Annotated in this window: 11 protein-coding genes and 1 pseudogene; 3 read left to right on the forward strand and 9 right to left on the reverse strand. The window is 70.3% G+C overall.

Features of this window, described 5'->3' with window-relative positions:
* Positions 1-470 precede the first annotated feature (470 nt).
* From ACWD6R_RS36555 to ACWD6R_RS36565, 3 genes and pseudogenes are all read left to right on the forward strand, one after another.
* Positions 471-2,021 (forward strand): esterase, encoded by a 1,551-nt coding sequence (locus ACWD6R_RS36555; protein ID WP_451822688.1) that lies wholly within the window; start codon positions 471-473, stop codon positions 2,019-2,021.
* Between the two features lie 113 nt (positions 2,022-2,134).
* Positions 2,135-2,401 (forward strand): annotated as a pseudogene (locus ACWD6R_RS36560) (sulfite exporter TauE/SafE family protein); the annotation flags it as partial.
* 138 nt (positions 2,402-2,539) lie between these two features.
* Positions 2,540-4,762: an NADP-dependent isocitrate dehydrogenase gene (locus ACWD6R_RS36565; RefSeq protein WP_451822689.1), complete on the forward strand. Its 2,223-nt coding sequence runs from the start codon at positions 2,540-2,542 to the stop codon at positions 4,760-4,762.
* Positions 4,763-5,018: 256 nt separating this feature from the next.
* Here ACWD6R_RS36565 and ACWD6R_RS36570 read toward each other — a convergent pair whose 3' ends face one another.
* From ACWD6R_RS36570 to ACWD6R_RS36610, 9 genes are all read right to left on the reverse strand, one after another.
* Complete coding sequence (locus ACWD6R_RS36570) at positions 5,019-5,591, reverse strand: GNAT family N-acetyltransferase (protein ID WP_451822690.1); 573 nt, start codon at positions 5,589-5,591, stop codon at positions 5,019-5,021.
* Positions 5,592-5,618: 27 nt separating this feature from the next.
* A complete protein-coding gene (locus tag ACWD6R_RS36575) occupies positions 5,619-5,858 on the reverse strand; it encodes a lipopolysaccharide assembly protein LapA domain-containing protein (protein WP_451822691.1) in 240 nt (79 codons plus the stop codon).
* Positions 5,859-5,977: 119 nt separating this feature from the next.
* Entirely contained in the window at positions 5,978-6,928 is a 951-nt protein-coding gene (locus ACWD6R_RS36580) for a S66 peptidase family protein (protein ID WP_451822692.1), read from the reverse strand.
* Complete coding sequence (locus ACWD6R_RS36585) at positions 6,925-8,913, reverse strand: prolyl oligopeptidase family serine peptidase (RefSeq protein ID WP_451822693.1); 1,989 nt, start codon at positions 8,911-8,913, stop codon at positions 6,925-6,927. Before ACWD6R_RS36585 ends, ACWD6R_RS36580 begins: the two co-directional genes overlap by 4 nt.
* Before the next feature lie 20 nt (positions 8,914-8,933).
* Positions 8,934-10,277, reverse strand: a complete 1,344-nt coding sequence (locus ACWD6R_RS36590) for a M20/M25/M40 family metallo-hydrolase (protein ID WP_451822694.1) — start codon at positions 10,275-10,277, stop codon at positions 8,934-8,936.
* Entirely contained in the window at positions 10,270-11,103 is an 834-nt protein-coding gene (locus ACWD6R_RS36595) for a M55 family metallopeptidase (RefSeq protein WP_451822695.1), read from the reverse strand. The genes ACWD6R_RS36590 and ACWD6R_RS36595 overlap by 8 nt, the downstream gene beginning before the upstream one ends.
* 409 nt (positions 11,104-11,512) lie before the next feature.
* Positions 11,513-13,981, reverse strand: a complete 2,469-nt coding sequence (locus tag ACWD6R_RS36600) for an MFS transporter (RefSeq protein WP_451822696.1) — start codon at positions 13,979-13,981, stop codon at positions 11,513-11,515.
* Positions 13,982-14,168: 187 nt separating this feature from the next.
* On the reverse strand, positions 14,169-14,612 hold the full coding sequence (locus ACWD6R_RS36605; RefSeq protein WP_451822697.1) for an SRPBCC family protein: 444 nt from the start codon (positions 14,610-14,612) through the stop codon (positions 14,169-14,171).
* A 117-nt stretch (positions 14,613-14,729) separates the two neighbouring features.
* Positions 14,730-15,185, reverse strand: coding sequence for a hypothetical protein (locus ACWD6R_RS36610; protein WP_451822698.1), 456 nt, complete (start codon positions 15,183-15,185; stop codon positions 14,730-14,732).
* Positions 15,186-15,420 lie beyond the last annotated feature (235 nt).

The following is a 15,420-nucleotide window of genomic DNA, read 5'->3' on the forward strand; positions in this document are numbered from 1 at the left end:
TCCTTCCCCAAGCTCTCAGCTTCGTTCGCGCAGGGGAGACCCCATCCGAGGACCTTCCGGCGCCTTGGAATCGCACGCACCAGACCGCGTCCGCTTTCCGATCGAAGGTCACCCGACAGGCTCTCAGGGCCGGGACGCTACCGGGCCACCGCCCGTACTCCGATCCTCACGCTGACGCACCGCACCCGCATCCCGGGACCACGCCGGTCAGAAGGCCATCGCCCCGCCGGCCCCGGAACCGCGGGGCGGCTACCTGGGTCAACACGAGACGCGGCACCCAGGGTCACTGCGAACATGCGACCCCCGGACCGCGGCATCGGGATCTTCCTCGGAAATCTGGGCACATTCTGCGTACAACCCTTGTGCCCCATGCGCTGTCAAACACGACGCCGGACAAGGAACGGGCCCTTTCCGGCTACCCCCCGCGCCCCCCGAGCAAGCCCGGCCCTTCGTGAGCCAAGGAGCCGCTCATGCGCAAGCACCGCTCGGCCGCCGTTGCCGCGGCATCGTTTCTCCTCGTGACGGGGGCGGCCATCGCCGCCGCCCCGTCCGCGTACGCCGGGACTCCCGGCGGCACCCACGCGAACGACCGCAACACCGACTTCAACGGCGACGGCTACGACGACGTGCTCGTCGGCGCTCCCGGGGCGGCCGTCGGCGGGCACAAGGGCGCGGGAATGGTCACCGTGCAGTACGGCGGACCCAAGGGCATGGGCACCTCCAACGTCAGGGCCTTCAGCCAGAACACCTCGGGTGTGGCCGGCGCCGCCGAGGCCGGCGACGGCTTCGGCAAGACCCTGGCCACCGGCGACCTGGACAGCGACGGCTACGACGACGCGGTCGTCGGCATCCCCGGCGAGGACATCGGCACTGTCTCCAACGCGGGCGGCGTCGTCGTCCTGTGGGGCACACCGAAGGGGCTCAGCGGGTCGGTGAGCAACTGGCTGCAGGCCGAAGAGCCCACCGCGGGCGGCAAGTTCGGCGCCTCTCTCGCCGCGGCCCGGTTCTCCGACACCACCCCGGGCGATCTGCTGGCGGTCATGGACTCGGTCGGACTGACCACGTACCAGTTCGAGCCGGCCACCGAGCCCAGCACGAAGAGTGTCGGCCCGCAGACGCGGCAGCCCGTACAGAAGTCGCGTACGACGCTCTCCTCGCCGTCGAAGAAGGCGCGCACCGGGTCCGCCGCCGCCGAGGCGCCGGGCATCCGGCCCGCGTCGATGACGACCGGCGACTACGACAACAACGGCTACGCCGACCTGGTCGTCTCCGGAACCAGCGTCGGTGACGAGCCGGGGCACGGCTGGTCGTACATCCTCCCCGGCACCGCCTCCAACGACGAGCCGCTGCCGGTCACCGCGGTACGCGGCGGCCCGGTCGTCGCCTCCGGCGACATCAACGGCGACGGATACGACGACCTGGCCACCGGCGAGCCGCACAGCCCGGACGACGGCGGCGCGAGCATGACCGGCGGTCTGGTCGGTGTCTACTACGGCAGCGCGACCGGCCCCGCGGGTCAGAAGGGCCCTGGCACCCCGCCCGTCTGGTGGACCCAGAACTCTCCCGGCGTACCGGGATCGAACGAACGGGGCGACGGCTTCGGTACCGACCTCTCCATCGGCGACACGAACAAGGACGGATTCGCGGACCTGGCGGTCGGCATCTCCGGCGAGGACGTCGGCAGCGTCGCGGACGCGGGCGCCTTCACGGTGCTGCGCGGCTCGGCCCGGGGGCTGACCGCCACCGGCGCGCTGTCGGTGACACAGGGCACCGCGAAGGTCCCGGGCACGGTGGAGAAGGGCGACAAGTTCGGCGGCCAGGTCTCCTTCACCGACCCCAACGACGACGGACGCTTCGGTCTGCTCGTCTCGGCGCCCGGCGAGAATACGAACGACGGCTACGTCTGGGTCTTCTCCGCGGGCACCGGCGGCGTGACGACCTCCGGTTCGTGGAACTACGGGGCGAGCGCTTTCGGCGGTCCGTCCCGTGACGCGCTGTACGGGGCGGCGATCGACGACTGACAGGACGCGTGGCGGGCGCTCGTCCCGCCCGCGCCCGATTCACTGGTGTCCCGGCGGTCTCCGGGGCACCAGTGCTTTCGCGGAAGGCTGGATACGTTCGGACCCATGGATGAGTTCCTGCGGGTTGGACAGTGCGGGAATTCGTGCCGAACGCCCAGTTCTACGGGGTGGTGGTGAACGCATTCTCCGTCGCCGCCAATGGCGTTCCGCAGCTCAGCACTCCCCTCTGGCTCCTGATCACCGTCGGCCTGGCGGCGGGCGCCCTGATCGGGAAGGCGCTCACCGATCGGGTGCCGGAGAAGCGGGCCCGACTGCTCGTCCTGCTGCTCGCACTGGGCGGTGGGATCACCACGCTCGCCAAGGGAGTGTGGGCGCTCTGACGGTCGGGCCACTGCCCGGATCCGCCCACAGATGATCTTCATGGACCGCCGCCCGGTCGGCAGGGCCCTGTCGAACAGGCGGCGGTCACGGGATATCTTGATATCAAGCAATGTTGCAGACGTGGAGCGGAGCACCCGGTGACTGACTCGACCATCATCTATACGCACACCGACGAGGCCCCGGCCCTGGCGACGTATTCGTTCTTGCCTGTGATCGAGGCGTACGCCTCGACGGCCGGGGTCACCGTGGAGAACCGCGACATCTCCCTGGCGGGGCGGATTATTGCCAGCTTCCCGGAGCACCTCGACGAGAACCAGCGCATCGATGACGCTCTCGCCGAGCTCGGCGAGCTGGCCAGGACGCCCAGCGCGAACATCATCAAGCTGCCGAACGTCTCGGCGTCGATCCCGCAGCTGAAGGCGGCCATCGCCGAGCTGCAGCAGCAGGGCTACGCGCTGCCGGACTACCCGGACGACCCGCAGACGGACGAGGAGAAGGACGTCCGCGCGCGCTACGACAAGATCAAGGGCAGCGCGGTCAACCCGGTCCTGCGCGAGGGCAACTCCGATCGCCGCGCCCCCGCGTCGGTGAAGAACTACGCCAAGACGCACCCGCACCGCATGGGCGCCTGGACGGCTGACTCGAAGACGAACGTCGCGACGATGAACGCCGACGACTTCTGCTCCACCGAGAAGTCCGCCGTCATTGCCGAGCCCGGCTCCCTGCGGATCGAGCTCGCCGGTGACGACGGCACCACCACTGTCCTGCGCGAGTCGGTACCCGTGCTCGCGGGCGAGGTCGTCGACGCGTCCATGATGCGGGCGGCGGCCCTGCGCGAGTTCCTCGAGGCGCAGATCGCCCGCGCCAAGGCCGAGGGTGTGCTCTTCTCCGTGCACCTGAAGGCCACGATGATGAAGGTCTCCGACCCGATCGTCTTCGGCCACGTGGTGCGCGCCTTCTTCCCGAAGACGTTCGCGAAGTACGGCCAGGCGCTGACCGCCGCCGGTCTGTCGCCCAACGACGGCCTCGGCACGATCCTGAACGGCCTGGACGGCGTGCCGCACCTGGGCGCCGAGATCAAGGCGTCCTTCGAGGCCGAACTCGCCGAGGGTCCCGCCCTGGCGATGGTCGACTCCGACCGCGGCATCACCAACCTGCACGTGCCGAGCGATGTCATCGTCGACGCGTCCATGCCGGCCATGATCCGCACCTCCGGCCACATGTGGGGCCCGGACGGCAAGGAGGCCGACACCCTGGCCGTCCTGCCGGACAGCAGCTATTCGGGCGTCTACCAGGCCGTCATCGACGACTGCCGGGCGCACGGCGCGTTCGACCCGTCGACGATGGGCTCGGTGCCGAACGTCGGTCTGATGGCGCAGAAGGCCGAGGAGTACGGCAGCCACGACAAGACCTTCGAGATCGCCGCCCCGGGCACGGTCCGCGTCGTCGACGGTTCCGGCAACGTGGTGCTGGAGCAGACGGTCGCCGCCGGTGACATCTTCCGCATGTGCCAGACCAAGGACCTGCCGATCCAGGACTGGGTCAAGCTCGCCGTCACCCGCGCCCGCGCGTCCGGCACCCCGGCCGTGTTCTGGCTCGACGAGGGCCGCGCGCACGACGCGACGCTCATCGCCAAGGTCAGGACGTACCTCGCCGACCACGACACCGAGGGTCTGCAGATCGAGATCCTGTCGCCGGTCGAGGCGACCGCGTTCTCGCTGGAGCGCATCCGCCGGGGCGAGGACACCATCTCGGTCACCGGCAACGTGCTGCGTGACTACCTGACCGACCTGTTCCCGATCCTGGAGCTCGGCACGAGCGCCAAGATGCTCTCGGTTGTCCCGCTGATGAACGGCGGCGGCCTGTTCGAGACCGGCGCCGGTGGCTCCGCTCCCAAGCACGTCCAGCAGCTGGTCAAGGAGAACTACCTGCGCTGGGACAGCCTGGGTGAGTTCCTCGCGCTCGCGGTCAGCTTCGAGCACCTGGCGCAGACGACGGGCAACGCGCGCGCCCAGGTGCTCGCCGACACCCTCGACCGCGCCACCGGCACCTTCCTCAACGAGGACAAGTCGCCGAGCCGCAAGCTGGGTGGCATCGACAACCGCGGCAGCCACTTCTACCTGGCGATGTACTGGGCCCAGGAGCTGGCGAAGCAGACCGCCGACGCGCAGCTCGCGGAGGCGTTTGCCGGTCTCGCCAAGACGCTGACCGAGCAGGAGCAGACGATCGTCGACGAGCTCATCGCGGTGCAGGGCTCGCCGGTCGACATCGGCGGCTACTACCGTCCGGACGCCGCCAAGGCGTCGGCCGTCATGCGCCCGTCGGCGACGTTCAACGAGGCCATCGCCTCCCTGGGCTAGCCCACGGCAGTCCCCGGTCGCCGCGCAGCCCGCGGTGAACGTTCCGCCCCGGTCGCACGTGCGACCGGGGCGGTCCCGTGTGCGGGGAGAGTTCAGGGGTGTTCCCGGCGTCCGCCGCCGGTGTGCTCGCGGGCGAGGCGGTCCCACTCCTCGCGGCCGCCGGACAGGGGCCAGGCCCAAGTGGGACGGTGCGACCGGCGGTGAGCTGCGAGTACCGGCGGATCAGGGACGACAGGGCCCAGGCCTTTCTTTCGGATCAAAGGCCCGGGGCGAGCATCTCCGCCGTGATCGCCCACCGTTCGTGGTCCCGCCACGCCCCGTCGATGAAGAGGAAATCCGGCGAGAAGCCTTCGAGCCGGAATCCGGCCCGGCGCACGAGGGCGATCGACCCCTTGTTGCCGGGCTGAATGTTCGCCTCCAGACGGTGCAGGCCGAGCGGTCCGAAGGCGTACCGCAGCACCAGATCGAGCCCTTCGCCCATCAGGCCGCGCCCCGAGGCGTGGGCGAACGCCCCGTATCCCAGGGCGCCGCAGCGGAACGCACCGCCGACGATGTTGTTGATGTTGATGAAGCCGGCGAGGGGACCGCTCCCGGCACCGTCGCCGTCGACGGCTGTGCGTTCGCAGACGAGGAAGCCCGCCTTTGTGGGGTCCTCGATCAGCCGGCCCGCGTAAGCGGCGTACGCACGCGCATCGTCGGGCGGGAACAGCCACGAGCGGTGCAGGCCGCCGCTCTCCTTGACCCGGCTGGTGAACTCCTCGGCGTCCGCGGGGGTGAAGGGGCGGATCCCTACGCGCGAGCCCTCGGCCAAGTAGACGTTGTCAGACATCCGGACAGCGTAGACGGCGTGCCGGGCTCACTTGGGACGGCGGCGGAACAGATAGCCGCCGCACACCATGCCGGCCGCGAACATCGCGAGCAGCACCACGTACAGGGGCAGCGTCACCAGCGGGATCAGCAGACGGATGGTGACCTCGCCGGTGTTCTCGGCGATGAAGACGATCGACAGGACCGCGATGACGAGGACAACGATGCGGGACGGTGAGAACGGTCCGACGCTGCCCCTGCCACCGCTCGATACATCCTTCGGGCTCATGGCTGGGCCCCTTCCCTGGTCCTGATACGCCACCGCCCCCCGACTCCAGGATGCCCCCATCCCGCACCCGGGGGGCGGTGGCGTACGGCCGTACAGGTGACGGTCCGCTCCGGGTCGGTTCACCCGTTGATCAGCGCGGGCACCTCGACCGTGAGCGTGCCCGGACCGCCGTCCTCCGGCGCGTCCAGCACCGCGGGCACGCCGAGCGGAATCGTCAGCGCCGTCGGGCCGTGGCCGAATCCCAGCTCCTCGACGACGGGCACGCCCAGCCCGCCGAGCCGGTCGGCCAGGACCGCACGCACCTCCTCGTACGGTTCGCAGCCCTGCCAGGAACCGCAGGCGACCCCGGATATCCCGGACAGCGCCCCGGCCCGCAGCAGTTGAGTGAAGATGCGGTCGAGGCGGTACGGATCCTCCGTCGTGTCCTCGATCATCAGCAGCCCGCCGCGGGCGGACGTCCGGGCCTGCGGGGTGCCGATGTCGGCGGCGAGCAGGCTCACACAGCCGCCGTACGTGATGCCGCTGCCCCGGCCGGGCACCAGCACCCCGGCCGTGCGAAGGCCCAGGGTCCGTACCGATTCCGGCTCGAACAGGGTGGCCCGCAGCGACTCCTGGGTGTCCGGGTCCTTGAGGAAGGTCTCCGTGGCGACCATCGGTCCGTGCAGCGTCGAGAGCCCCATGCGCTGGGCGAACGCCTCGTGCAGCACGGTGATGTCGCTGTAGCCGACGAACACCTTGGGCCCGGCCGCGCGCATCGCCGCCCAGTCGACCAGGTCGACCATGCGGTGCGCCCCGTATCCGCCGCGGGCGCACAGCACCGCGTCGAAAGACGGGTCGCACCAGGCCTGTTCAAGGTCGCGGGCGCGCGCCTCGTCCGTACCGGCGAGATAGCCCAACTCCTGGTGTACATCACGGACATGGGGCATCTCGACGGGCTCCAGGCCCCAGTCGCGCAGCACGTCCAGACCCGTCTCGAGGCGGTCGCCCGGCACCGGTCCGCTGGGTGACACGACGGCGACCCTGGCACCCGGTCGCAGGCGGGCGGCGCGGGTCAGAGGAGTCAGCGTCACTTCTTCAGCTCCAGTTGTGGTACGTCGGGGCGGTCGATGCCGAAGGTCTGGGCGTAGAGGGAGAGTTCGGCCTCCAGTGCGGCGATCATGGTGTCGGCACGCCGGAATCCATGGCTCTCCCCCTCGAACGTGAGATACGCGTGCGGGATGCCGCGCCCTTCGATGGCGGTCAGGAACCGCTCGCACTGGACCGGTGGGCAGATCACGTCGTCCAGCCCCTGGAGCAGCAGGAACGGGGTGGTCAGCCGGTCGGTGCGGTTGATCGGCGACCGCACGCGGTAGCGGTCCGGGACCTCGGCGAGCGGGCCGATCAGGGACTCCAGATACTGCGACTCGAAGTCATGGGTCTCGTCGGTGCCCCAGCCGGTCAGGTCGAGGATCGGATAGATGACGGTGCCGCAGGCGTAGACGTCGGTGCTGGTCAGCGACGCGGCGGTGGTCCAGCCGCCGGCGCTGCCGCCACGGATGGCGAGCCGGTCCGGGTCGGCCGTGCCCTCGGCTGCCAGCGCCCGGGCGACGGCGGCGCAGTCCTCCACGTCGACGATGCCCCATTGTTCGCGCAGCCTGTTGCGGTAGGCCCTGCCGTAACCGGTGGAGCCGCCGTAGTTGACCTCGGCGACGCCGATGCCGCGCGAGGTGAAGTAGGCGATCTCCAGGTCGAGGACGAGCGCGGCATGCCCGGTGGGACCACCGTGCGCCCACACGACATAGGGCGGCAACTCGCCTTCGTGCCCCTCCCGTTCGGGGTTGCGGGGCGGATAGATGTGGGCGTGGATGTCACGGCCTTCGGGCCCGGTGAAGGTGCGGTTCTGCGGTGCGGGGTAGTAGGCGGGGTCGACCGCGTCGCGGTGCTGCGCGCCGATGATCCGGGTACGGCCCGTCGCGGTGTCCAGCTCCACCACCTCGTACGCGCTCTGCGGACCCGCGGCGACGCCGACGACCCGGCTGCCGTGAACGGCGAGCGTCTCGGCCCACTCGGTCCAGGGCCCGGCGGTGTCGGCGAGTTCGCCGGTCTCCGGGTCGAGGATGCCGAGGGTGGTGGTGCCCTTGCCGTGGATGGTGGCGATCAGTCCGTTCTCCAGCGGGCGGAACCAGCTGAGCCCGATCTTCCAGAGCGGCCCGGCGAACTCCTGCTCCCGTGTGCAGAGCGCCACCGCGCCCCGGTGCGGATCGGCGCGGTACAGGTTCCACCAGCCGCTGCGGTCGCTCGCGAAGAGGAGTTGTCCGTCGGTGGTCCATTCGATCTGCGGTACCGATTCCCCGGGTCCGCCGCCGAAGCTCCAGGCGCTGCAGAACGTGCCGTCGTCGGTGACGTCGGCGAGCATCACCTCGGTGCCGTCCCACGGCATCCGCGGATGGTCCCAGGCGATCCACGCGACGCGCCGCCCGTCGGGCGACAGCTTCGGCCCGGTCACGAAGCGGTGCCGGCCGTCGGAGAGTTCGCGTACCGCGCCGCGGTTGTCGGCCGCCGATCCGTCCAGCGGTACGGCGGCGATCACCCGGCGCACATCGGTGGGCGACTCGCCGGTGAACTCCTCCAGGACGCACCACACTTCGCCCCGCTCGCCCCGGTCGAGGTGCAGCTGCGGGTCGACCCAGCGCAGTCCGCCGCCGACGGCCGAGACCGGGGTGAGCGGCCATGGTTCGTCGGGCCCGTCGGGCGCGTACGCGTACAGCCGCTGGTCGGTGAAGTTCACGAAGACGATCAGCGGTCCGGCGTCGGCGCGCCCGGCCCCGGCCCAGGGCAGTCCGCCGTACTCGATGACGCGGCTGCGTACGTTCCACGGAACGGGCAGCACGGATTCGGTGGTCCCGTCCGCCCGGCGGCGGACCAGGGCGCGGCGGCCCGCCTCGGCCGGGCGCGGCTCCGTCCACCACACTTCGTCGCCGACCGCGCCGACGTACTCCGGGCGGCCGTCGTGCGAGGCGGCCAGCCGTGCGTCGACCGGAGACGGCCATGTTCCGTAGGCCCCTGTGGACATCATGTTCAATCCCCCCGTGCGGGTCAGGCCGTGCGCAGATAGTGGTCGAGTACGCGGACGCCGAAGTGCAGTGCCTCGACGGGCACGCGTTCGTCGACGCCGTGGAAGAGCGCCTGGTAGTCGAAGCCGACCGGGAGCTTCAGCGGTGAGAAACCGTAGCCGGTGATGCCGAGCCGGGAGAACTGCTTGGCGTCCGTGCCGCCCGACATGCAGTACGGCACGACATGGCCGTCCGGATCGAAGCGTTCGACGGCGGCGCGCAGCTTCGCGTACGTCGGTGAGTCGACCGGCGCCTGCAGAGCGACCTCGCGGTGGTGGAACTCCCAGTCGACGCCCGGTCCGGTCAGCCGGTCCAGGGTGGCGTGGAACTCGTCCTCGCCACCGGGCACCATCCGGCCGTCGATGTAGGCGAGGGCACGGCCGGGGATCACATTGACCTTGTACCCGGCTTCGAGCATCGTCGGGTTGGAGCTGTTCCTGACGGTCGGCTCGACCAGGGCCGCGGCCGGTCCGAGCTTTCCGAGCAGTTCGTCCACGTCGAACCCGGGGGCGTCGACATCGGCGCGGATGCCGTGCAGGGCGGCGATCTCGGTGAGGGCGGCGCGTACGGTCGGGGTGAGCCGTACCGGCCATTCGTGCGTGCCGATCCGGGCGACGGCCGCGGCGAGTGCGGTGACCGCGTTCGCCCTGTTGACCTTCGAGCCGTGCCCGGCCTTGCCGTGGGCGGTGAGCTTCAGCCATCCGGTCCCGCGCTCGCCCGCGGCGATGGGGTAGAGCGGCATCCCCGGTCCGGCGTGGAAGGTGAAGGCGCCGGATTCACTGATGCCCTCCGTGCACCCTTCGAAGAGTTCGGGGTGTCGGTCGGCGAGGAAGCCGGAGCCGTCCTCCGCGCTGGCCTCCTCGTCGGCGGTGTACGCGATCACGATGTCCCGGCGGGGCCGGATACCGGCCCGGGCCCAGGCCCGGACGACGGCAAGGACCATCGCGTCCATGTTCTTCATGTCGATGGCGCCGCGGCCCCAGACGACACCGTCGCGGACCTCCCCGGAGAAGGGGTGCACGGTCCAGTCGTCGGCCTCGGCGGGCACGACGTCGAGATGCCCGTGGACAAGAAGCGCGTCGGCGGACGGGTCGGTGCCCTCGATCCTGGCGACCACGTTGGTGCGGCCCGGGGTGCGTTCGAGGAGCTGCGCTTCCAGTCCGGCCGCGGCCAGCCGTTCGGCGACATACTCGGCGGCCGGGCGCTCCCGGCAGTCGCCGCCGCCCCGGTTGGTCGTATCGATCCGGATCAGTTCGGACGTGAACGTCACCGACTCGTCGAGGGCCAGGTCGTCGACGGAATCCTGGGGGGTGGTCGCCTCAGCCATACTGCTCCTCCACGGCGGACGACGCGATCGTCGTCACCGCCTTGAACGTGCGAATACCTTCGTACATCGTCGCGCTGGTGTAGGCGACGCGCCGCTCGCCACTGGGCACCACGCCGGGGACAACGGTGGCCGCTGCGGCCAGATGCTCGGCGTCGAACTCCAGCTCCACCGTGAACGGGCCGCCCCGCACCGGTTCGAGGCGCCCGGCGAGCGCGGTGGCCTCCTTGGCCGCCGCACGGATATCGGCCGCGGTACGAGCGGGGGTCCGGCACACCGCGGCGTACCGCGACACGTAGTCCTTCACCGCGACCTTGCGGGCGGCGGGGGCGTATCCGTCGGCGTCCACGCAGGTCAGGTCGTCGCCGGTGACGAGGACGACGGGCACGCCGTACTCCGCGACGACATGCGCGTTGAGCAGTCCCTCGCTGGCGCGGACCCCGTTCAGCCAGACGCCGGTGATGGAGTTGGCCAGGTATGTGTGGGCGAGCACGCCCTCCGTACCGGCTCCCGTGTGGTAGCCGACGAAGGCGATCGCGTCGACGTCACCGTGCTGGATGCCCTCCACCATGCTGAGGGACTTGTGCTTCCCGGTGAGCATCTGGACCCGCTCGTCGAGCCGCTCCAGCAGCAGGTTGCGCATGGACCAGTGGGCCTCGTTGATCAGCACCTCGTCGGCGCCCCCGTCGTAGAAGCCGAGGGCCGCCGCGTTCACATCGGAGGTGAACATCGATCGGCAGCGCTCCCACTGCGGCGTCCCGGGCAGCACATCGGCCGGCCAGGTCACGCCCGTGGCGCCTTCCATGTCCGCGCTGATGAGGATCTTCACGGTGTATCGGTCCTCTCGCAGGTCAGCAGGCATGCGTTCCGGCCGTGACAGCGGTTGCCGGCCTCGGCTCCGTAGGAACGCCCGGCAGGCTCCCGAAGCGGCCGTTCGCGAAGGGAGATCTTCATGCGGCAACACCGTACGCGGTGGCGGCGTCCCAGGCCAGAGGTGTTGTCAGGTCGAGAGGTCCAGTCCACTGCGGGGTCAGTCGGACGGCCGGTCGGCGCGGGGGCCCCGGTGCCAGACCTCCAACGGCCCGGATCCCGTGCCCGGGCCGCACCCGGCACGCCGTGGCCCGTCCGTGGGTCACGCGGTGGTCCCCCGGGTCACACGGTGGTGACGAGCCCTCCGCCGCGTCCCCGTCGACCAGCCGGAGGTGGCGCGCCCGCGCGCCACCGCGCACAACGCGGCGTCAGTCCTCGTGACCGAGTTGCAGGTCACGTTCGGTGCGTCCGCCGCCCGCGACCTGGAGGACAGTGGCCACCGGCGGGTACCCCGCCGCGATGACGGTGTACTCGCCGGTCGACAGGTCCACGAAGCGGAACGCCCCGTCGGGCCCGGTCGTCAGGGTGTCGACGACATTGCCCGCCGCGTCCAGGAGCGTGACCCGGGCGTCCTCGACGGGCCGTCCGCCGCTCGCCCGTACGACGCCGCGCAGCACCGCGCCGCCGGCCAGTTCGATGTCCTGCCGGGTCTCCCTGGCCGCTTGCACACTGACCGGCAGCGCGGCGGGCCGGAAGGCGGGGGCGCTGGCGGCGAGGGTGTATTCGCCGGCCACCAACTCCGAGATCACATAGCCGCCTTCACGGCCGCTGCGGGTGGACGCGACGACCTCGCCGCGCACATCGGTGAGCGTGACGGCGGCGTCCCGCACCGGAATCCCGTCGGCCGTGACGACGGTCCCGGCCAGCCGGCCCGCACCGCCGAGCACCACGTCGAGCTCGACGGGCCGCTCGCCGACGGTGACGCTGACGGCCTGTGGCTGGTGCCCTCCGGCCGCCGCGATGAGGACGTACGAACCGGAGCCGGGCACGCTCAGCGCGTACCGCCCGTCGTCGCCGCTCGCGCCGCGGCCGACCTGCTTCCCCTGGATGTCGATCAGGGTGAGGGCGGCGCGTGGGACCTTCGTACCGTCGGGGTGCTGGACGCAGCCGCACACCGGGACGCCCGAAAGGTAGACGGGCGGTGGAGGGGCGTGGGTGGTGCGGGCGGCGGGGATGGGGGTGGCGGACTCGGCGGCTGCGGATTCGGGGCTGTGGTGGGACACCAGCGGTTTCTCCTTGAGGAAGAAGGCGATGACGAGGCCGAGTGCGAGCACCGGCACGAGGTAGAGGAAGATCCGCGGCATCGCGTCGGCGTACGCCTGGATGTAGCTGTCGCGGAGGGCCGGCTCCATGGCGTGGACCAGCTGCGGGGTGAGCGACTCGGGGTCGGGGAGGTCGGCGCCGGACGGGAGGCGGACGGCAAGGGCGTCGGCGAGACGGCCTGCGAAGAGCGTCCCGAAGACGGCGGCGCCGACGCTGCCGCCGATCTGCCGGAAGTAGTTGTTCGCGCTGGTGGCGGTGCCGAGGTCGGCGGGTGGTACGGAGTTCTGCACGGCAAGGACGAGCACCGGCATGATCAGGCCGATCCCGATGCCGAGGACGGCCTGCGCGATGCTGTATTCGAGGCGTGGGGTGTCGGTTTCGAGACGGGAGAGCAGCCACATGCCGACGACCGAGATCGCACTGCCGAGGATCGGGTAAACGCGGTAGCGGCCGGTACGGGAGATCAGCTGGCCGGAGACGACGGACGCGCCGACGATGCCGCCCATCATCGGGAGCATCAGCAGCCCGGATTCGGTGGCGGTGGCGCCGTCGACCATCTGCAGGAACGTCGGCAGATAGCTGGCGGCGCCGAACAGGGCAACGCCGACGACCGCGCCGACGAGCGCGGTCACGTTGAAGATCGAGTCGCGGAACAGCCTCAGCGGGATCACGGGTTCGGGCGCACGGCGCTCGACGGCCAGGAAGAGCAGAGTCGTTCCGGCGGCCCCGGCGGCCAGCCCGAGGATGGTGCGCGAGCCCCAGGCGTACTCCGTACCGCCCCAACTGGTCAGCAGCACCACGCAGGTGGAGGCGGCGGCCAGCAGCAGCGCGCCGAGCACATCGAGCCGGGGCCGGACGTCGGGTTTGGGAAGTTTCAGTACGACGGTGATGACGGCCAGCGTGACCAGTCCGAACGGGACGTTGATGTAGAAGCACCAGCGCCAGGACGCGTGGTCGGTGAAGAAGCCGCCGAGCAGCGGTCCTGCGACGGACGCGAGACCGAAGGCGGCGCCGATCAGCCCCATGAAACGGCCGCGCTCGCGGGGCGGTACGACGTCCGCGATGATCGCCTGGACCCCGATCATGAGCCCGCCGCCGCCGATGCCCTGGACGGCGCGGAAGGCGATCAGCTCGTCCATGGTCCGGGACCAGCCGGCCAGCGCGGAGCCGACGACGAAGACGACGATGGCGAACTGGAAGACGCCCTTGCGGCCGAAGAGATCGCCGAGCTTGCCGTAGATCGGCAGCCCGATGGTGGAGGCGAGGAGATAGGCGGTAACGGCCCAGGACATCTTCTCCAGGCCGTGCAGCTCACCGACGATCTTCGGCAGCGCGGTGGCGACAATCATCTGGTCGAGCGCCGCGAGCAGCAGGGTGAGCATCAGCCCGAGGAAGACCAGCCGAAGCCGGCGGGGGCTGATCTCCGCAGCGCCGGAACCCGGTGGCGGCGAGGGCGGAGTCTCCGCACCGGGCAGGGCGGCGGTCTGAACACCGTGCGGATCCGCGATCGCTGCCTCGACGTCGCCCTCCGCACCGTCCGGCTCGTCCTTCACCAGAGTGATTCCACCCGCCACGTGCCGCTCCCCTCGTCGCATCTGCGCCGCCCATTTCTCGCATTGCGCGACAAGGGAGGGCAAACGCGACGGGGGGCGCTGACGGCGCACTCGGGGGGCTTATCCCCCGGTGGGAGCCACTACGGCGCACAACCGACCGGCCGGGAAAACCACCCGAACCGGTGAGGCCGGTCAGCGATACGTGAGGCTACTTCTCGACCTCGGTCGCGAGGTTCTGCAGCAGCTCGTCGTAGATGCGTCCAAGACCCTTGGGCGCAAAGGTCCTCTCGAAGAATCCACCGATGCCGCCCGCGCCGTTCCAGACGGTCGAGACGACGGCCTTGGACCGGCCCTCACCGGCCGGGGTGACGGTCCACGTGGTGACCATCGACGAGTTGCGGTCCTTCTCGACGAGCTGCCCGTCGGTCGGCTCGGTCACGTCGAGCAGGCAGTCGCGGACCCGCTTGCTGGTGGCCTGGAGCTTCCAGTGGACGAGGGTACCTTCGCCGTCACCGCCCTCGCGGATCTCGTACTCGCTGAAGTGGCCGGGCAGGACCTTGCCCCGGACCTCCTGGTAATCGGCCAGCGCGTCGAACACCGTCTCCGCGTCCGCCGCGATGATCCGCTCTGTCGTGGCCTCGACCTGCGCCATGGCTGTTCCTCCAGCACTCGGTTGTTCGGGGGTGTGCTGAGCCAATCACCTCCGGCACGCCGCTCAAAATCCGGGCCGGGACGAAGGGGAAAAAAAACGATCATGGGAACAAGTGTTCTATTTTCTCGGCGCTCCGCAGCCTTCTCGGACGTCCTCAATCATCTCGTCCGCGCGGTCGTAGTCACCGCTCCGGGTGTAGCTCGTCGCAGCGGACATCAGTAGCCCGCCCCACACCCGGACGCCCGATGCGTCGGTTGCGTGGTTGCGCTCCACACCGTCGGCTGCGTAGATCGCAAGGTTGGTAGCGTCGTCAAGTCGGTTCTGACGCTGGTACGCCCATGCGACGGAGTTGGAGATCATCGGGGCGAGCAAGGGATCCGACGAGGCGTCTGCTGCGGCTATGGTCCGCTCCAGACTGGACAGCGCCAGGTCAGTTTTCCCCATGCGGATCGCCAGGTGTCCGCCCAGTTGCAGCGCCTTCCCCAACGCTGCCTGACCGGCTGCGCGCTCGTCGTCAGCGCCCACAGCAGCCGTCAGACGTGCGTCCGCGATGATGCCCGGCAGCAGCTCCATCAGCCGGCCGAACTCCGCTTCGTGGTAGAGCGTCCACGCGTCCGCGATTTCCGCACGGACGACAGGCAGTGAGAGAGATCCGGGGTCGGCCGGCTCCGGAAGCTACGCGAAATGCGGCGGCCAACCTTCGTGGACAGAACACCTAGTCGGTGACTTCGCACATGGGGTTTTAGGTCTCCAGCCAGCGGGGCCGGGTTTCGTCGATGCCGAGGAGTTCGAGCAGGTGTGCTTGGAC

The organism is Streptomyces sp. NPDC005151, assembly GCF_053599875.1.